The organism is Terrimonas rubra, assembly GCF_042686025.1.
Classification (GTDB): Bacteria; Bacteroidota; Bacteroidia; order Chitinophagales; family Chitinophagaceae; genus Terrimonas; species Terrimonas rubra.
On record NZ_JBHUOZ010000003.1, the window covers coordinates 2,430,585 to 2,450,521 of the forward strand.

Consider the following 19,937-nt stretch of genomic DNA (forward strand, 5'->3'; position numbering starts at 1 on the left):
AAACAATGTTGTTATGCATACAGCCAGTGTTGCCTCGCAGTATTATATTGATCTAGAAAATGATTTTGGCGCCCACAATTACCACCCCTTACCCGTTGTATTAAAAAAGGGACAAGGCATCTGGTTATGGGATGTGGATGACAAAAAATATATCGACTTCCTGAGTGGTTACTCTGCCGTTAACCAGGGACATTGCCACCCGGTAATTGTACAGGCCTTTTTACAACAGGCACAACAGCTTACCCTTACCAGCCGTGCTTTTTATAATAATGCATTAGGTGAATACGAAAAATATACCTGCCAGTATTTTGGTTATGATAAGGTATTGCCCATGAATACCGGTGTGGAAGCGGTGGAAACCGGCATTAAACTTTGCCGTAAATGGGGTTACGAAGTAAAAGGTATTGCCCCGGGCCAGGCTAAAATAATTGTTTGTGCAGGCAACTTTCATGGCCGTACTTCTACTGTTATTTCCTTTAGCAGCGATCCCAGTGCCAAACACAATTATGGTCCGTATACACCCGGTTTTATCAGCATTCCCTATAACGACCTGGCAGCACTTGAAGAGGCCCTGCAGGACAAAGATGTTGCCGGCTTTTTAGTGGAGCCCATCCAGGGTGAAGCAGGTGTACTGGTTCCCGATGAAGGTTACTTAAGCAAAGCAAAAGCTTTATGCACTGCAGCCAATGTTTTATTCATTGCCGATGAAATACAGACAGGTCTTTGCCGTACCGGTAAATTACTGGCCTGCGATCATGAAAAGGTACGCCCCGATATTTTATTATTGGGTAAAGCCCTCAGTGGTGGTATGTTACCGGTAAGTGCGGTGCTGGCAAATGATGAAATTATGCTCACCATTAAACCGGGCGAACATGGCTCTACCTACGGTGGCAACCCCCTGGCCTGCGTAACAGCCATTGCGGCATTAGAAGTATTAAAGAATGAACAGATGGCGGACAATGCCGAAAAAATGGGGAAATTATTAAGGGATGGCCTCACTGCATTACAATCCAAACATATTAAACAGGTACGCGGTAAAGGTTTGTTAACCGCTATTGTAATTGAACATGCTAATCCCGATGCTGCCTGGTTACTGTGTACCGAACTGATGCAGAACGGGCTGCTGGCCAAACCTACCCATGGTGATAAGATACGTTTTGCACCGCCGCTATTGATAACCGAAGCGGAAATTCAGCAATCAATAGCCATTATACAAAAATCACTGGCCTGCCTGGATGTATAACAGCAGTGTCATATTATTTATTTTTTAAACTGTTTTCACAAACATTGGCCTAATTTGCAGCCTTAAAAAATTACTATTGCAGCAAAAAGTTAATAATACAGCCCCTCCCGTTTTACTGGGTGCCAGTGATGGCATCATAATTTTACTTTGTTTATTAGCCATCATGACCGCCTTCAGCACGGCAGGCGGTACAATTATTACGGTAACCCTGATCGCTACTTTTTTAGTGGGCATTACTATTTTTTTTGCAGCAAAGGGCGAAGCAACTTTAGAGAATGAGATATATGCCGATGCTAAGATCAGCGATACCACAAAAACCATCGGCTTTACCAAATCAAAAGCATTTTATGCCAACCTGGGCTTTAGCAGCGAGTTACAGGAACGAGTGATCGCTGATGAGCTGAGAGAAAAAAAGATCTGGCGCGATGCCCTGGATACCGAAACAAGCGAAGCCGATAAAGCAAGGGTAAAAAATCCCGTGCAATATGGCTTTTGGGTAAGCCTGTCCTATATATTTGGCGCATTTATTACCGTATTACCCTTTTATTTAAGTAAGGATACCGGCTTTGCATTCCGCTTATCGGCTATTATTGGTCATTCGGTACTACTGATCATTGGTTTTTTAAAAGCCCGGTCCATGGGTGCCAACCCTTTATTAGGTGGCCTGGCCCTTGCATTGATAGGAGCAGCCTGTACCGCTGCCGTTTATTTTGTCAGCACTTTTATACAATAAGAAACGGGTAAGCATAGCCTACCCGTTTCTATACAATATGATCAGTAAGTGATTACTGATCGATCCTTAAAAAATTGCCTTGTTTATCAAATACCAGCTCTACATTATTAGAGAGTGTTATTTCCTGTGTAGTGCTCTCAAGCTCCCATTTCCTGATATATTCATTGGGATAATTAGTGCGAACATAACTTACCAGTAAAGAAGGCAGGGCCGAATCAGGTAAAGCACTGTTGCCGGATATTTCTTCAATATCGCCCCGGTGGTTAAACTCCAGCTTGGTACCATTGCTTAAATACACTTCGTATTTCCAGTTGGTATCGTCCCACTCCCTTACCGATTGCGAAATGGTAATGCCGGAAAAATGCGTAGCTATAAAATCCCTGGCATCCCTGGGCAGGTCATTATCATCAATTACCTTTTCCTTTTTACAGGCACTCAATAATAAAACGGGAACGGCCAATAACAGCAATAACTTTTTCATCAGTATTAATTTTTATAAATGTTTACTACAATATCAGATACTAAAACCATGCAGAAATTATACCATAAAATCTACCGGGGCTACCCTATTCCTATAATAAAACCCCTGTAAGGCCGGACATTTGAAAATGGACCGGCGAAACATATTTTTTTACGAAATGCATTTTTCCGCTTTGTAAATGCAATAGGCTTGTATATTTGCGTTATTGATAGCCTGTGGCTATTGGAGAAATCAATTGTAACTAACTATAAAAGAACGCAGTATGCCTGAAAAGAGTAACTTTTTTGCTAAATTCTCCTTAATTAGCAAAACTGCATTGAAAGACGCATTTGAAATGAACACCTGGACGGCCAGCAGAGCCGGCGGTGGTAATTATGACCTGAAAAACGAGTGGTCAACCTTATTTTTAGAAGGCGATGATATTAAACCTATTGTAACAGGTTATATCAACTACGAAAAAGAGAACCTGAGGATCTTACACAATATCATTGACAGGTTACAATTGGAATACAGCTACGAGTTATACGACGATGAAGACAACCTGATACTGGAAAAAGAGCGTAAACTGGAACCCATTGATGACGAGGAAGAAGAAGAAACTGAAGCATAATATAAAAAAGACCGGCAAGCCGGTCTTTTTTTATTTTACAATGTAGCCTCGCAGTTATTGGTTCGAGGGATACGAAGCACGGCATTGGTTTTGCTTTCAGCGTTCGGCTTTTTGCTTTAAGCTGTTGATTAACGATATACTGTACAAGTGTGCGACGCAACAAAAGCCCGATCAGGGGAGGGACGATGATTAAAAAAAGTATATAGAAATTAGTATTTAGATAGTAGTATGTAGTATATAGAAACTTGTATGCAGGCCATATACACTTGTTTGTCTACATACTAAATACTATATACTAAATATCTATATACTCCATACTACCCGCTACTCCCCTTTCTTTTCCCGCAGGTATTTTTTACGGATCACATCCTGCACATTGATATTGTATATTTTACTTTCCAGCCAGGATATTACATCCAGGTAAGCAAAAGCCCGGGTCTCTAAGGGGTTACCCTCGTATTTCTTCAGCCTGTTGAGTAACTTTTCAAACTCGGGTTTAATGGAATGGGCGCCCACTTTAAAGGAACGGCGTAAGAAGGCGAACATCTCCTCCTCCACCTTACTCAAACTCTCCATCTTGGCCATATACCGGTACACCGATTTACTCAGGTATTCCAGCAGATCAAAATTGCCTAACTCGTAATGCGCAATCAGGTTTAACAAACGGGCATAACTCTGCAGGTCGGTACGCAGGTCATCTTTCTGGTTAATAATGCGGTTTAAATAATCAATGGCCTTTTCATTATTACCACTGCCAAAATACAGGCAGGCTATTTTGTAATAAAATACCATTACCCGGTGCCGGTCAAGGTAAAGCCCATATTCTACCAGCATCTCCTCTAAAAACGGCACCAGTTTGGTTCCTTTTTCAAAAGTGCCTTCCAGGAAATGCAGGTTGATCCTGGCCGTGTACAGGTATACATAGGTCAGTATCCGGTTATTCTCATTGTCTTCTACCAGTTTTGTCTGCGCAAATGTTTTAAACATTTTAATACATTCCAGTAGTTTATCATGGTTCAGCAGGTCAAAATGGGCACTCATTAAATTATGCATGCCCTTGATATAATTGGCCGTTTCAACGGCCAGCATCTCGGGGTGCAGTTCAAACAGGTCAACCCAGCGCTGGCAGTATTTATAGTACAATAAAAAATCGTGCTTGATAAAAGAGTACCAGGCAAAACACTGGTAATAATATAACCGCTCATAAAAGCCCTTGCTTAAAGCGGCTTCCTTGGGCATGCTGGTCTCAAAAAAAAGTTTTACGCTCTTCAGGTCGTTCTCATTACGGGCATGCCCGTGTTGAATATACCAGCTGTATAATTGCAGGGATAAATTGGATAACCTACTTACCAGGGTCAAACGTTCATTGATGATCTCCGATTCGTTGGACAATTCATCTGCCCGGCCCTGCATGCTGCGGGTAATGTATAAAGCCTCTATCTTCTTTTCAAAAAACAAAGCCTGTTGTACATACGTGTATTGCTGGTACTGGGTGGCCAGGTCTTTTAATTTATCCAGGGCTTTCAGGGCCTGTAAATACAAACCTTTATTATACAAAATACGGGCATAATCCATCTGCTCATGCAGCCGCAGGTCAATATTATCCTCATCGCGGATAATGCGTAAACTGGAAAGTATCTGTTTATATAAAGCCGCCTTTAAATTAGACAGCTGCTGCTTGCTGATGGACTTGTTTTTTTGCAGGATGGCTTTCTCATCATAATCGGCCGATTTATCCAATGCATCAAATAACTGGGTGGTTTTCAGTGTATCACTGGCCGTGTTACGGGTTACATACAGCTTAAAATTGCGCTTTTCGCTCTTGGTAAGCGACTTAATCAGCTGGAATAGTGTATCTGTTGACCTGTTGGGCATTGTAATTGAAAAACTTTAAAATTCTTTACAGTACTGCGTTTCAGCCAAAATCACCCCCTTTCAGGTGCGTAATTCTACCTCAACTTTGTTTTCCCTGCGCTTTGTGTTATAGGTAATTTAGTAAGCTAATATACGGCTTGCATCAACCTAAAAGTTTAAAAGAGCTTGCAAATTATGCCGATAGTTTTGTAAAACAATTTAAAAACTAATCATGAGCGACGGAAAAATTCACATTTTTGATACCACACTGAGAGATGGCGAACAGGTACCGGGTTGTAAACTGAATACCGAAGAAAAGGTAAAATTAGCGGTAGAACTGGAGCATCTTGGTGTTGATATCCTGGAAGCAGGCTTTCCTGTTTCTTCCCCCGGCGATTTTGAATCAGTAAATCAAATTGCAAAAACATTAAAACGTACAACCGTTTGTGGTTTAACCCGTGCGGTAGAGAATGATATCCGTGTTGCGGCCGAAGCCTTAAAGCCTGCGGTACTGCCACGTATCCATACCGGCATTGGCTCATCGGATAACCACATTAAATATAAATTCAACACCACCCGCGAAAACATTATTGAACGTGCAGTGGCCGCTACCAAACTGGCCCGCAATTTTGTTCCCGATGTGGAGTTTTATGCCGAAGATGCCGGTCGTGCCGACCTGACCTTCCTGGCCCAGTTAATTGAAGCAGTAATTGCTGCGGGTGCCACCGTAGTAAATATTCCCGATACAACCGGTTTTTGCCTGCCTCATCAGTATGCTGAAAAGATCAGCTACCTGGTGAACAACGTAAAAAATATTGATAAAGCGATTATCTCCTGCCATTGTCATAACGACCTTGGCCTGGCCACTGCCAACTCCATTGCCGGTGCTATTGCAGGCGCCCGCCAGATTGAGTGTACTATTAACGGTATTGGTGAACGTGCCGGTAATACTTCACTGGAAGAAGTGGTAATGACCATACAAAAACACCCGGAGCTGAACCTGTACACCGGTGTTAACGCCAAAGAGCTTACCCGTATCAGCCGCCTGGTATCCGAAACCATGCGTATGATGGTACAGCCTAATAAAGCGATTGTTGGCGATAATGCCTTCTCTCATTCCTCGGGCATTCACCAGGATGGATTTTTGAAAGAAGCCACTACCTACGAGATCATTGCCCCCGAAGAAGTGGGTGCCGATACCTCTAAAATTGTATTAACCGCCCGCAGTGGCCGCAGCGCCCTGGCTTTCCGTTTTAAAAAACTGGGTTACGATTTTACCCGTGATGAAGTAGATGCTTTATACCAGCAGTTTTTACAGGTGGCCGATGCCAAAAAAGAAGTAGCGGATGAAGACCTGAAAGTATTGGCAGAAGCCGTAGCCAGTATAGCATAACAAGTTGGTTACCGGCTGTAGTAACACCTGGCATCGTCCCTTGCGTCGCACACTTGTACAGTATATCGTTAATCAACAGCTTAAAGCAAAAAGCTGAACGCTGAAAGCAAAACCAATGCCTTGGTTCCTGTCTCACGAACCACATGAATAAGGCCGCAGGGCCAAAAGCTGAATAGGATTACAGAACGATGCAGTGAGTGACACAACAGTAGCTGATAAGTAATAATGTAGCTGACCAAATAAAATAAAAATGAGCGAACAACAACATAAAAAAGGATTGACACTGTTTGAAAAGATATGGAACAAACATGTGGTAAAAACCATTGAAGGCGGGCCTTCGGTTTTATATATTGATACACATTTTATACATGAAGTAACCAGCCCGCAGGCATTTGGCGGTCTGAAAAAAAGAGGCATCGGCGTATTTCGCCCGCAACAGATCGTTGCTACGGCCGATCACAATGTACCAACCTTAAACCAGCACCTGCCTATTAAAGAAGAGCTGTCAAGAGTACAGGTAGAAACCTTAAAAAACAACTGCGACGAGTTTGGTATTGAATTATATGGTTTAGGCCATCCTTACCAGGGTATTGTGCACGTAATAGGCCCTGAACTGGGTGTTACCAAACCCGGCATGACCATGGTTTGCGGCGACAGCCATACCAGCACACACGGTGCCTTTGGTTCCATTGCTTTTGGTATTGGTACCAGCGAAGTGGAAATGGTAATGGCTACCCAGTGTTTAATGCAGAGCAAGCCTAAATTAATGCGTATTAACGTGGAAGGCTCCCTGAAAAAAGGAGTGGTGAGTAAGGATATTGTGCTGTATATACTGTCTGTTATATCGGCCAGCGGTGCTACCGGTTATGCGGTGGAGTTTGCCGGCAGCGCTATCCGCTCTTTAAGCATGGAAGCCCGCATGACCATTTGTAATATGAGTATTGAAATGGGCGCCCGTTGCGGTATGATCGCTCCTGATCAGATTACTTTTGATTATATGAAGGGCCGTAAGTTTATGTATACCGGTGAAGACTGGGATAAACACCTGGCCTACTGGAAAACATTATACAGCGATGCTGATGCTGTATTTGATGCCGAAGTAAATATTAAAGCGGAAGATATTACCCCAATGATCACTTACGGTACCAACCCGGGTATGGGTATTGGCGTATGTGGTCATGTACCGGCACTAAGCGAGATTGATGAAAAAGAAAAACCTTCTTTTGAAAAATCCATCGCCTACATGGGCTTGGAAGCTGGTGCAGATATCAAAGGTAAAAAAGTGGATTATGTATTCATAGGCAGCTGTACCAACTCCCGTATTGAAGACCTGCGCATGGTGGCCGATTTTGTAAAAGGCAAACATAAGGCAGAGGATGTGGAAGTATGGATTGTACCGGGTAGTAAACAGGTAGAAGCACAGGCCAAAGAAGAAGGCATTGATAAAATATTTGAAGAAGCGGGCTTTATGTTACGCCAGCCGGGCTGCAGTGCCTGCCTGGGCATGAACGAGGACAAGATACCCGCAGGTAAATATTGTATCAGTACCAGCAACCGCAACTTTGAAGGCCGCCAGGGACCAAACGCCCGTACATTTTTAGCCAGTCCTTTAACGGCCGCACTGGCAGCTGTTACCGGAACTGTAGGCGATATTAGAGAACATTTATCCTGATACTGATATGATAAAGTGGAATGCAGATCTATATGACAACAAGCACAGTTTTGTTGCCAAATATGGCGAAGACCTGTTGAGCTGGCTGGATGCCCGCGAAAATGAAACCATATTGGACCTTGGCTGCGGTACCGGGCAACTTACCCACGAAATAACAAAAAGTGGTGCAACAGTAACAGGGATGGATGCTTCGGCTGAGATGATAGAAAAAGCAACAGCCGCTTATCCCGGCACAAAGTTCTTTGTAGGTGATGCTACCGGTTTTGAAACAAGCCAACAGTATGATGCTGTTTTTTCCAATGCTACCCTGCACTGGATCAACGACCAGGACGCGGCATTAACCGCGGTAAACAAAGCATTAAAACCCGGTGGCCGTTTTGTACTGGAAATGGGAGGCAAAAACAATATTAAAAGTATTGCCGATGCCGTAGTAACTACTTTGCAGGAAAAAGAACTGTTGGAAGGACAACCCTTCCAGTTCTGGTACTTCCCATCAGTAGCTGCTTACACTACCCTGCTGGAGCAACATGGCTTTACTGTAGAAAGTGTATTATACTTTAACCGACCTACCCCCTTAACCGGTGAGGACGGTATGAAAAACTGGATAGATATGTTTGGCAGCTTTTTGTTCAGGAATATCGATGCGGCTAAAGCAGCAACCGTAACGCAGGAAGCAGTGGCCAGGTTAAAACCCACTAATTACAGCAACGGCACCTGGTATGCAGATTATGTAAGGTTGAGAATTAAAGCAATTAAAAATTAAAAAATGAGCAAGCAAATAAATATCATTACTTCATCAGCGGTTCCGGTAAATATTGAAAATACCGATACGGACCAGATCATACCCGCACGTTTTTTAAAAGCCACCAGCCGCGAAGGCTTTGGTAAAAACCTTTTCCGCGACTGGCGTTATGAAAATGATGATGAGAACCAGCCCAAAAAAGACTTCCCCTTAAACGACAGCCGTTACAGCGGTAATATTTTAGTTGCGGCCAAAAACTTTGGTTGCGGTTCATCACGTGAACATGCTGCCTGGGCTATTAAAGATGCCGGCTTTGATGTAGTGGTAAGCAGTTTTTTTGCCGACATTTTCAAGAACAACTCTTTAAATAACTTTTTATTACCGGTAACGGTTAGTGAGGCTTTTTTACAACAGATATTTGAAGCGATAGAAAAAAAGCCCGCTACTACCATTGAAGTAAACTTACCGGAACAAACCATCACGGTAACCGATGCTGATTATACCGGCAGTATTAAACAGGAAAAATTCGAGATAAACAACTATAAAAAAACATGCTTATTGAATGGCTATGATGATATAGACTATTTATTAAGTGTAAAAGCAGAAATAGAACAATTCGAAGCCAGCAGAACCCTGTAAGCGGCAACGGCAAGTGTAGCATGAAGCAAGCAAGTATCATAGTAAACAACATTACGGCAAAACAGTTTGGTAAAACGGTATTGAACAATATCAGCTTTACTATTCATGAGCAGGAACAGTTAGCTATTATGGGCCCCGGCGGCAGTGGCAAAACTTCATTAGCCAAAGCCATAGCCGGTTTACTGTTTACTGCAGGTACGGTTCAGTTTTTTAAGAATAATACAGCGTACAAACCACTGATCACCTATGTTGCGCAACTGGAAACTCTGAAGAACCTGTCGAATGTTACCGACTTTTATTACCAGCAACGTTTTAACAGTACAGAAAACGAAGATAGCCTGACCCTGTTACAGGAGTTAAGCCGTGATAACGATCATACCAATGATATACAATACTGGCTGGAAACATTCGCATTAAATCACCGAACCAATACGCCCCTGTTACAACTATCCAATGGTGAGCTGAAAAAAATGCAGCTTATCAAACACCTGTTAAAGCGCCCCGATGTGCTGATACTGGATAATGCTTTTGTAGGGTTAGACGTAAATAGCCGTGAGCAGCTGGAAATACAATTAAGCAGCCTGGCACAAAAAGGTTTACACATCATCAGTATCTGCAGCGAGCACCAGGTGCCCGCCTATGTTACGCATGTAGCGGTAATGCAGGATGGTAACCTGCAGCAACTGGTTACCAAAAACAAATTTGTTCCTGCACCGGCAAAACAGGAATTCAGCACCACAGGCATGCCGGCCCTGCAGCCGGTTAAATACGAAGGTGCGGTTATTGAAATGCACAATGTGTCTATCCGTTACGGTCAAACACAAATACTGCAGCAGGTTAACTGGAAGGTTAAAAGCGGTGAGTGCTGGGCATTAAAAGGCCCTAATGGCGCCGGTAAATCAACTTTACTAAGCCTCGTAACGGCCGATAATCCACAGGCCTACTCACAAAATATTTCTTTATTCGGTAAACGCCGTGGTACGGGCGAAAGCATCTGGGATATTAAAAGCAAAATAGGTTTTGTATCGCCGGAATTACACAAGTATTTCGATATTACCACCACGGGCTATAATGCCATTGGCTCCGGCTTTTTTGATACCATGGGGTTGTTCAGGCAGTTAAATGCCGAACAACATAAAGCCGTTACAGCCTGGTTACAATATTTTAATTTAACATCCGTACAGCATAAATCACTGTCCTTACTATCGGCCAGCGAACAACGCCTGATATTAATTGCCAGGGCGCTGGTTAAAAACCCCGTATTACTCGTATTGGACGAACCCACACAGGGACTGGATGATGAACAGGTAGCGAGGTTAATTAACCTCCTCAACACCATTCATGCCGCTACAAAAGTAAGCATGGTATTTACCAGTCATTATGCGGCTGAAACCCCGGCCTGTGTATCGCATGTAATTGAATTAAAGAGCGGCAAAGCCTATTCGTACAGGGTAACCACCGAAAGTAAACAACACGAACTATTAAAAGAACATATACCAACCTATTAAATAAAACGCTGAAACATTTTTTATGCATAAGAATATAGCCATAATTGAAGGAGACGGGATCGGACCGGAAGTAACCAAACAATCAATCCGTGTATTGAATGCTATTGCCGAAACATTTAACCATAGTTTCGAATACACCTATACGTTAATGGGCGCAGACGCCATTGACAAAACAGGTTCTCCCCTTCCGGATGAAACCCTGGAAGTTTGTTTAAAAAGCGATGGTATTTTATTTGGCGCCATTGGTCATCCTAAATACGACAATGACCCCACCGCCAAAGTTCGTCCCGAGCAAGGCTTATTAAAGCTTAGAAAATCGTTAGGCCTTTTTGCCAATATACGCCCGGTAACCACTTACCCGGCCTTGCACCATTTATCGCCGTTAAAGACCAAGAATATTGAAGATGTTGATTTCATCATCTATCGTGAACTGACAGGTGGTATTTATTTTGGTAATAAATTAACGAATGAAGAAGGTACACAATCATCCGACGATTGTACCTATACAGCCGATGAGATCAGTCGCATTACACACCTTGCCTTTAAAGCTGCGCAAAAAAGAAGAAAGAAATTAACCCTGGTTGATAAGGCCAACGTATTGGAAACATCACGTTTATGGCGTAAAGTGGTAAAAGAAATTGCGGCTGAATACCCTGATGTAACCCTTGACTTTTTGTTTGTTGACAATGCTGCCATGCAGATCATCTTAAATCCCAAACAATTTGATGTGGTGCTGACGGAGAACATGTTTGGCGATATTATCAGCGATGAGGCCAGCGTGATCAGCGGTTCATTGGGTTTATTACCTTCTGCATCGGTAGGCAATGGTGTAGCTTTATTTGAACCTATCCATGGTTCTTACCCGCAGGCTGCCGGCCTGGATATTGCCAACCCTATCGGCTCTATCCTTTCTGCGGCCATGCTGTTAGATCATTTCAACCTAACAGAAGAAGCCAACCTGGTAAGAGAAGCCGTAACCTGGACCTTACAAAGCGGTTTTGTTACCAAGGACATTGACCCGGTTAACTCCTACTTCACTTCAACCGTGGGCGAACTGATCAGCGATTATGTTTCCGGTAAAATTCCCGGCTCGGCCATGAGCGAAAATATAGAGCTGCGTAAGTCGACGATTATTTAATAACAGTAGTATGTAGTATTAAGTATATAGTATTTAGATTCTATTACCATTAGTTCTTTTTTTGTTACCGGCTGCTGTTGTACTATTCATGTTACTGGTTCGTATGCCACGAACCATGACCCGGGTTTTGCTTTCGGCTTTCAGCTTTTAGCCTTACGATTAAGCTTCGTAGCATTTCACAGCCGACCAACAAACAACCATTAGTTCTTTAAAAAGTTTGCCAAAGTCAAAAAAAAATTTTGACAAGTTATATGGCAGGTGTATATTCGTTTTCTACACGTCTTTATATGCAAAACAAGAAATCATATATCACATCAGTAATGGCTGCCTTAGTCATTATTATTGTCGTGATTATTATTCCTGCGTTGCATGGAGGCGGATAAGTTATAGTTTTTAACCAAAACAAACATACACACCCGCCAACACTGGCGGGTTTTTTTATGTAAATACAACACCGTTACCAACGGATAAATAAATAATTATGTGTGAATTAAATAAGTACTCCAAAACATTAACGCAGGATTCTACGCAACCGGCCGCGCAGGCCATGTTATACGGCATTGGCTTAACGGAAGAAGATCTGAAGAAACCACAGGTAGGCATTGCCAGCATGGGTTACGATGGTAACACCTGTAATATGCACCTGAACGACTTGGCTAAAATTGTAAAGCAGGGTGTGTGGGATAATGATATGGTGGGACTTATTTTTAATACCATCGGTATCAGTGATGGTATCAGTAACGGTACGGATGGTATGCGTTACTCGCTGGTAAGCCGTGACCTGATCGCCGATAGTATTGAATCGGTATGCGGCGGCTTTTATTATGATGGTGTAATTACCCTACCTGGTTGCGATAAAAATATGCCGGGCAGTATAATGGCCATGGGCCGGTTGAACCGCCCGTCCATTATGGTGTATGGTGGTACCATTGCCGCCGGCCACTATAAAGGCCAGGAATTAAATATCATTTCTTCCTTTGAAGCTTTAGGACAAAAAATTGCCGGCAACCTGGATGAGGAAGATTTTAAAGGCATTGTAAAACATTCCTGTCCCGGTGCAGGCGCCTGTGGTGGTATGTATACGGCCAATACCATGGCCAGTGCTATTGAAGCCCTGGGCATGAGCCTGCCCTACTCATCCAGCAACCCTGCTTTAAGCGATGAAAAAAAACAGGAATGTTTAGCTGCCGGTAAAGCCATTTTAAACTTACTGGAAAAAGATATTAAGCCTAAAGATATCATGACCTTCAAGGCTTTTGAAAATGCCATCACGGTTATTATGATATTGGGTGGCAGTACCAACGCGGTATTACACTTAATAGCCATGGCCAAGAGTGTTGGCGTGGTTGTAACGCAGGATGACTTTCAGCGTATCAGTGATAAGACGCCGGTACTGGCCGATTTTAAACCCAGTGGCCGTTACCTGATGCAGGAGTTACATAACCATGGCGGCTTACCTGCTGTAATGAAGTATTTACTGAATGAAGGCCTGTTACATGGCGATTGCATGACGGTAACCGGTAAAACCATTGCAGAAAACCTGGCGGATATTGCTCCGATTGATTTTGAAAAACAAAATATCATCCTGCCACTGGATAAAGCCATTAAAACAACCGGGCATTTACAAATATTATATGGCAACCTGGCCGAAAAAGGAAGTGTGGCTAAGATCAGTGGCAAAGAAGGGGAATACTTCAGTGGTCCTGCCCGTGTATTTGACGGCGAAAAGAAATTAATTGAAGGCATATCCTCCGGTAAAGTAAAAGCGGGTGATGTGGTAGTAATTAAAAATGAAGGCCCCAAAGGCGCACCCGGCATGCCCGAGATGTTAAAGCCTACCGGAGCGATTATCGGTGCAGGCTTAGGCAAGTCGGTAGCGTTAATTACTGACGGTCGTTTCAGCGGTGGCACCCACGGTTTTGTGGTAGGTCATATTACACCGGAAGCAGTTGAAGGTGGTTTGATCGGTGTGGTAGAAGACGATGATATCATTGAATTAGATGCCGTAAAAAACACCATCACGCTGAAAGTAAGCGAAGAAGAAATTGCCCGGCGCAGGGCCGCATGGGTAAAGCCCACCCCTAAAGTAACCAAGGGTGTTTTATTTAAATATGCCCGTACGGTTAAAGATGCCAGTGAGGGTTGTGTAACCGACGAAGCATAACAGACAAACAGTAAACAATAATCAGCTAGTAGTAATACAATTATAAATTACCAGATCATGGATACGATCATCGAAACAAAAAAGGACACACAGGCAGTTGAGCCGGCAGCAAGTAAAAAAACAACCATATCCGGCTCTGTAGCGGTATTGGAAGCGTTTATTGCTGAAGGAGTCAGTACTATCTTTGGTTACCCCGGTGGTGCCATCATGCCTATTTATGATGCATTGTACGATTATAACGATAAGTTAGAACATATACTGGTACGCCACGAACAGGGTGCTATACATGCAGCCCAGGGTTTTGCCCGGGTGAGTGGTAAAACCGGCATTGTATTCGCAACCAGCGGCCCCGGCGCTACCAACCTGGTAACAGGTTTGGCCGATGCCATGATTGACTCCACACCGCTTGTATGCGTTACCGGCCAGGTATTTGCGCACTTATTGGGCACCGATGCATTCCAGGAAACGGATGTGATCAATATCACCACACCCGTTACCAAATGGAACTACCAGGTAACGGATGCTACAGAAATACCATCGGTATTGGCCAAAGCATTCTTTATTGCGGCCAGTGGCCGGCCCGGCCCGGTACTGATAGACATTACCAAGAATGCGCAGATGCAGTTGTTTGAATATGAAGGTTATAAAAAATGTAACCATATCCGCAGCTACCGTCCCAACCCTATCATCCGCAAAGAATATATTGAGGAAGCAGCCCAACTGATCAACCAGGCAAAAAAACCTTTTGTGGTATTTGGCCAGGGTGTGATACTGGGTAAAGCGGAAGCTGAGTTTAAAGCTTTTATTGAAAAAGCAGGCCTGCCGGCAGCCTGGACCATCATGGGTATGAGTGCCATACCTACTGACCACCCATTAGGTGTAGGTATGTTAGGTATGCATGGTAACTATGGCCCCAATGTACTCACCAATGAATGCGACCTGTTAATTGCTATAGGCATGCGCTTTGATGATCGTGTTACCGGTCGCCTGGATAAATACGCCAAACAAGCGAAAGTAATACACCTGGATATTGACCCCGCAGAAATTGATAAAAATGTAAAAGCCGATGTAGGTATCTGGGGCGACTGCAAGGAAACCCTGCCCTTGCTTACGCAATTGGTAGATCAAAAGCAACATACGGAATGGCTGCAGCTGTTTAAAGATTATGCGCAAAAAGAACAGACCAAGGTTATTGACGAGGAATTAAACCCGACTACGGACGTAATGACCATGGGTGAAGTAATTAAAACCCTGAATGAATTAACCAAAGGTGATGCCATCATTGTTACCGATGTAGGCCAGCACCAGATGGTAGCCTGCCGGTATGCACAATTCACTAAAAGCAAAAGTAATATTACCAGCGGTGGCTTAGGCACCATGGGCTTTGCGCTTCCGGCTGCTATCGGTACCGCTTTTGGCGATCCGTCAAGACATACCGTTGCCATTATTGGTGATGGCGGTTTCCAGATGACCTTGCAGGAACTGGGCACCATCATGCAGTTTAAACCTAAGGTAAAGATCCTGATCCTTAACAACAGTTTCTTAGGCATGGTACGCCAATGGCAGCAACTGTTCCATGAAAAAAGATACTCTTTTGTAAATATCACCAGTCCCGATTTTGTGCAAGTGGCAAAAGGATTTGGTATTGCCGGTAAAAAGATCAGTGATCGTAACGACCTGAAACAATCTTTACAGGAAATGTTAGATCATGATGGCAGCTATTTACTGGAAGTAGTGGTAGGTAAAGAAAACAATGTATTCCCAATGGTACCACAGGGACGTGGTGTAGCGGAAATTGTATTGTCATCTGATGAGATATAAGTAAAAAGTTAAAATTAAAAAACGAAGTAAATGAAATAGCAAAAGTAATCGGGGCCATTATTGTTAATGCAAAGAAAAATCAAGCCCTAACAGTAACCCTTTTAACTTTTCCTTTTTCCTTTTTACTTTTTAATTATAAAATATGCAAAAGCAGGATTTCACCATAACCGTATATACCGAAAACCAGATCGGCATCATACCCCGTATTGCGATAATTTTTTCGCGCCGGAAAATTAATATAGAAACCCTGAATACCTCGCCTAGCGAAATTGAAGGTATTCACCGTTTTACGATCGTCATCAATGAAACGGAAGAAGTAGTGCGTAAACTGATCCGCCAGATTGAAAAACAGGTAGATATTTTAAGGGCTTTTTATAATACCAACGATGAGATCACCTGGCAGGAAATGGGTCTGTTTAAATTATCCACGGAGGAAGTAATTGATAACATTAAAGTAGAACGCCTGTTACGTGAATACGGGGCAAGAGCGGTGGCTATCCGGAAAGATTATACAGTCTTTGAAACCACCGGTCATGGTGAAGAAATTGACCGCCTGGTAAAAAAGCTGGGCAACCACGGCCTGATCGAGTTTGTACGCAGCGCCCGTATTGCTATCATTAATAACAGTGAAGGCTTCCACAAACGGTTAAAGGAATTTGAATACCGTGAACCAGGCACTGAGCTGGTAGAGAATGAGTTCCTGAATGATAACGAGAAAGTATTTACCATGTAATGGATATTATGAACAGCATTTTTGATTATACCAGGCAGACCAGGAAAATATTGTTAACCCTCGCAGAAGGATTAAGCATAGAACAGTTAAACAAAATACCGGCCGGTTTTAATAATAATATTGCCTGGAACCTGGGGCATTTGGTAGTAAGTACTCCGGCATTATGTTACTTACGCAGCAGTGTACAACCGCAATATCCTATACCCTACCTGGAAAAATATATGAAGGGCACCAAACCGGAAGCTGAGATCAGTGCGGAAGAAATTGAACGGATGAAGGAGGAGCTTTTAAAAAGCATTGACAGGATAGAACAGGATTACCAGGCAAAAGCATTTGAGAACTTTGTACCGTTTGCAACTTCCACCTATAAGTACACGGTGCAAAATATTGATGAAATGTTATTATGCTGTGTAGCACACGACAATATGCATACAGGCCAGGTAAGTGCTTTACGTAAACTGGTACAACAATAAAGTCTTTATCTATACAAACAATAAAACAAAGTTTTTAATCATTAAAAAGATAACAATGGCAAAATTAAACTTCGGGGGCGTAGAAGAAAACGTGGTAACCCGTGACGAATTTCCGCTTAGCAAAGCACAACAGGTATTAAGCAACGAAACTGTTGCTGTTATTGGTTACGGTGTGCAAGGCCCCGGACAGGCATTAAACCAAAAAGACAATGGCATTAACGTAATTGTTGGCCAGCGTAAAAATTCAAAAACATGGGATAAAGCTATTGCTGACGGATTTGTACCCGGTGAAACCTTATTTGAAATTGAAGAAGCTTTACAGCGCGGTACCATCATTTGTTATTTATTAAGTGATGCTGCACAAATTGCCTTATGGCCAACTGTACAAAAACATTTAACTCCGGGTAAAGCATTATACTTCTCTCATGGTTTTGGTATTACTTTTAACGAGCAAACCGGCATCGTTCCTCCTAAAGACGTGGACGTGTTTTTAGTAGCACCTAAAGGTAGCGGTACTTCTTTACGCCGTATGTTTTTACAGGGTCGTGGTTTGAACAGCTCTTATGCTATTTTCCAGGATGCTACCGGTAAAGCTAAAGAAAGAGTAATTGCTTTAGGTATTGCCGTAGGTAGCGGTTACCTATTTGAAACCAACTTTAAAAAAGAGGTATACTCTGATCTTACCGGCGAACGCGGTACTTTAATGGGCGCCATCCAGGGTATTTTTGCGGCACAATACCAGGTATTACGTGATGCCGGCCACACCCCTTCTGAAGCGTTTAACGAAACTGTTGAAGAGTTAACACAATCGCTGATGCCATTGGTAGCCGAAAACGGTATGGACTGGATGTATGCCAACTGCTCTACCACTGCACAACGTGGTGCATTGGATTGGTGGAAAAAGTTCAGGGATGCAACTGCTCCTGTATTTAAAGAATTATATGAAAGCGTTGCAACTGGTAAAGAATCACAACGCTCCATTGACAGCAACTCACAGGCCGACTACCGTGAGAAATTAGATGCTGAATTAAAAGAACTGAGAGAGAGTGAAATGTGGCAGGCTGGTAAAACCGTGCGTAGCTTACGCCCGGAAAACCAGGCGCCTAAAGCAGCTGACGCAGGCAGCGACTCAACCAAAGAAGTATTTGACCAGCTGACACAAAAAACAGAATCGGTAGGTTAATCATTTTATTAAATAAGCCGTTACAGATTGTAACGGCTTATTTAATATCATTTTCTTTTGTTCCTGGGAGCATTAAATTTCGCCCCGGTCACTGATAAGTTAAATTGTTTACACTTCTTTGCCCTCGACTACTGCTCATTAAAAATTTATTACCCGTTTATTTGAGATAAATAGCACCATCTTATTAATTACTAATTCTTCATTATTAATTAATCATTCATAATTCATCATTCACTACAATGGAAGCATTAACTACATATTGGGACCAATTACAGGTAGATACCGCAGCAGAAAGACTAAGAGGCGTAGTAACCAAAACCCCTTTGCAGTACAATGCCAACTTATCACGCCGGTACGGGTGTCATGTTTACTTAAAAAGAGAAGATCTCCAGGTAGTACGTTCCTATAAACTGCGTGGTGCTTATAATATGATGAGCAGCTTACCCAAGGAGGAATTACAAAAAGGAGTAGTATGTGCCAGCGCCGGTAACCATGCGCAGGGCTTTGCGTTCAGTTGTAAAAGCCTCCAGGTAAAAGGTGTGGTGTTTATGCCGGTTATTACGCCCAAACAGAAAGTACGTCAGACACAAATGTTTGGCGATGGTAATATAGAAATAAAACTGGTGGGTGATACTTTTGATGATTGTGCCGTTGCTGCCAAAAAATATACCGAAGAGCATGGCATGACCTTTATTCCGCCCTTTGATGACCTGCGGATTATAGAAGGACAGGCTTCTGTTGCGAAAGAGATATTGGACGATCTTACTTACTCCAATATTACAGTTGATTATTTATTTGTACCTATAGGTGGTGGTGGCTTAGCTGCCGGTACCGGCACCTATTTCAAACATGTTTCTCCTGCTACAACGATCATTGGCGTAGAACCGGAAGGCGCCCCTTCCATGACGGCTGCATTAGCTGCCGGACATCCTGTTACACTGGACAGTATTGAACGTTTTGTTGATGGTGCTGCTGTTAAACGCATCGGCGACCTCACCTTTGATATTTGTAAAGATGTAGTGGATAAGGTGCAACTGGTACCCGAAGGAAAAGTATGTACCAGTATTTTAAAGTTATATAACGAAGATGCTATTGTTGCGGAACCGGCCGGCGCTTTATCCATTGCATCACTCGATTTTTTTGCCGGTGAAATAAAGGGCAAGACCATTGTATGTATTGTCAGCGGCAGCAACAATGATATTGACCGTATGCAGGAAATAAAAGAACGTAGCCTGCAGTACGAAGGATTAAAACATTACTTTTTGATCAATTTTGCACAACGTCCCGGTGCACTGAAAGAATTTGTGAATAATGTATTAGGACCTAATGATGACATTACCCGTTTTGAATACATTCACAAAACCAATAAAGAGAACGGACCCGCCCTTGTAGGCATTGAACTACAACGAAAAGAAGACTACAAGATATTCTTAGAAAAACTAAATGCTTTTGCCATCAACTATACCGAACTGAACAAGAACGATACTTTGTTTAGCTACCTGGTCTAACGATTGCATTAACAAGCGTTTGTATCAAACTTTTTTGAAAAA

General features: G+C 42.8%; 17 protein-coding genes. 15 read left to right on the forward strand and 2 right to left on the reverse strand.

Translation table 11 applies throughout. The features are described from left to right. Positions 1-13 precede the first annotated feature (13 nt). Both rocD and ACFS6H_RS19380 read left to right on the forward strand, forming a co-directional pair. The gene (gene rocD / locus ACFS6H_RS19375) at positions 14-1,243 is read left to right on the forward strand and encodes an ornithine--oxo-acid transaminase (protein WP_386103067.1); all 1,230 of its coding nucleotides are present in this window, start codon (positions 14-16) and stop codon (positions 1,241-1,243) included. A gap of 76 nt (positions 1,244-1,319) precedes the next feature. Beyond that, on the forward strand, positions 1,320-1,976 hold the full coding sequence (locus tag ACFS6H_RS19380) for a VIT1/CCC1 transporter family protein (RefSeq protein ID WP_386103070.1): 657 nt from the start codon (positions 1,320-1,322) through the stop codon (positions 1,974-1,976). A 52-nt stretch (positions 1,977-2,028) separates the two neighbouring features. Here the strand turns inward: ACFS6H_RS19380 and ACFS6H_RS19385 are convergent, their stop codons facing one another. Then, entirely contained in the window at positions 2,029-2,457 is a 429-nt protein-coding gene (locus ACFS6H_RS19385; protein WP_386103073.1) for a PepSY-like domain-containing protein, read from the reverse strand. A 262-nt stretch (positions 2,458-2,719) separates the two neighbouring features. Between ACFS6H_RS19385 and ACFS6H_RS19390 the strand changes: the two genes are divergently transcribed. Then, positions 2,720-3,067 (forward strand): hypothetical protein, encoded by a 348-nt coding sequence (locus tag ACFS6H_RS19390; RefSeq protein ID WP_386103076.1) that lies wholly within the window; start codon positions 2,720-2,722, stop codon positions 3,065-3,067. Positions 3,068-3,391: 324 nt separating this feature from the next. Here ACFS6H_RS19390 and ACFS6H_RS19395 read toward each other — a convergent pair whose 3' ends face one another. Then, a complete protein-coding gene (locus ACFS6H_RS19395; RefSeq protein WP_386103078.1) occupies positions 3,392-4,942 on the reverse strand; it encodes a hypothetical protein in 1,551 nt (516 codons plus the stop codon). A 211-nt stretch (positions 4,943-5,153) separates the two neighbouring features. Here ACFS6H_RS19395 and ACFS6H_RS19400 point away from each other — a divergent pair, with 211 nt between their 5' ends. The 12 genes from ACFS6H_RS19400 to ilvA all read left to right on the forward strand — a co-directional run bounded on the left by ACFS6H_RS19400 (position 5,154) and on the right by ilvA (position 19,895). Further along, on the forward strand, positions 5,154-6,314 hold the full coding sequence (locus ACFS6H_RS19400) for a 2-isopropylmalate synthase (RefSeq protein WP_386103080.1): 1,161 nt from the start codon (positions 5,154-5,156) through the stop codon (positions 6,312-6,314). Positions 6,315-6,564: 250 nt separating this feature from the next. Further along, a complete protein-coding gene (gene leuC / locus ACFS6H_RS19405) occupies positions 6,565-7,986 on the forward strand; it encodes a 3-isopropylmalate dehydratase large subunit (RefSeq protein WP_386103082.1) in 1,422 nt (473 codons plus the stop codon). A 7-nt stretch (positions 7,987-7,993) separates the two neighbouring features. Then, positions 7,994-8,749, forward strand: a complete 756-nt coding sequence (locus tag ACFS6H_RS19410; protein ID WP_386103083.1) for a class I SAM-dependent methyltransferase — start codon at positions 7,994-7,996, stop codon at positions 8,747-8,749. 3 nt (positions 8,750-8,752) lie between these two features. Then, the gene (gene leuD / locus ACFS6H_RS19415) at positions 8,753-9,367 is read left to right on the forward strand and encodes a 3-isopropylmalate dehydratase small subunit (RefSeq protein ID WP_386103085.1); all 615 of its coding nucleotides are present in this window, start codon (positions 8,753-8,755) and stop codon (positions 9,365-9,367) included. A gap of 20 nt (positions 9,368-9,387) precedes the next feature. Continuing rightward, positions 9,388-10,875: an ATP-binding cassette domain-containing protein gene (locus ACFS6H_RS19420; RefSeq protein WP_386103087.1), complete on the forward strand. Its 1,488-nt coding sequence runs from the start codon at positions 9,388-9,390 to the stop codon at positions 10,873-10,875. 22 nt (positions 10,876-10,897) lie between these two features. Then, the gene (gene leuB, locus ACFS6H_RS19425) at positions 10,898-12,013 is read left to right on the forward strand and encodes a 3-isopropylmalate dehydrogenase (protein ID WP_386103089.1); all 1,116 of its coding nucleotides are present in this window, start codon (positions 10,898-10,900) and stop codon (positions 12,011-12,013) included. Between the two features lie 481 nt (positions 12,014-12,494). Continuing rightward, positions 12,495-14,177, forward strand: coding sequence for a dihydroxy-acid dehydratase (gene ilvD, locus ACFS6H_RS19430; protein WP_386103091.1), 1,683 nt, complete (start codon positions 12,495-12,497; stop codon positions 14,175-14,177). A gap of 57 nt (positions 14,178-14,234) precedes the next feature. After that, on the forward strand, positions 14,235-15,998 hold the full coding sequence (ilvB, locus tag ACFS6H_RS19435) for a biosynthetic-type acetolactate synthase large subunit (RefSeq protein WP_386103093.1): 1,764 nt from the start codon (positions 14,235-14,237) through the stop codon (positions 15,996-15,998). A 142-nt stretch (positions 15,999-16,140) separates the two neighbouring features. Continuing rightward, positions 16,141-16,731 (forward strand): acetolactate synthase small subunit, encoded by a 591-nt coding sequence (gene ilvN, locus ACFS6H_RS19440; protein ID WP_386103094.1) that lies wholly within the window; start codon positions 16,141-16,143, stop codon positions 16,729-16,731. Positions 16,732-16,739: 8 nt separating this feature from the next. Next, positions 16,740-17,204: a DinB family protein gene (locus tag ACFS6H_RS19445; RefSeq protein ID WP_386103096.1), complete on the forward strand. Its 465-nt coding sequence runs from the start codon at positions 16,740-16,742 to the stop codon at positions 17,202-17,204. 55 nt (positions 17,205-17,259) lie between these two features. Then, positions 17,260-18,387, forward strand: a complete 1,128-nt coding sequence (ilvC, locus tag ACFS6H_RS19450) for a ketol-acid reductoisomerase (protein WP_386103098.1) — start codon at positions 17,260-17,262, stop codon at positions 18,385-18,387. A 239-nt stretch (positions 18,388-18,626) separates the two neighbouring features. Next, positions 18,627-19,895: a threonine ammonia-lyase IlvA gene (gene ilvA, locus ACFS6H_RS19455; protein ID WP_386103100.1), complete on the forward strand. Its 1,269-nt coding sequence runs from the start codon at positions 18,627-18,629 to the stop codon at positions 19,893-19,895. The last annotated feature ends 42 nt before the right edge of the window (positions 19,896-19,937 follow it).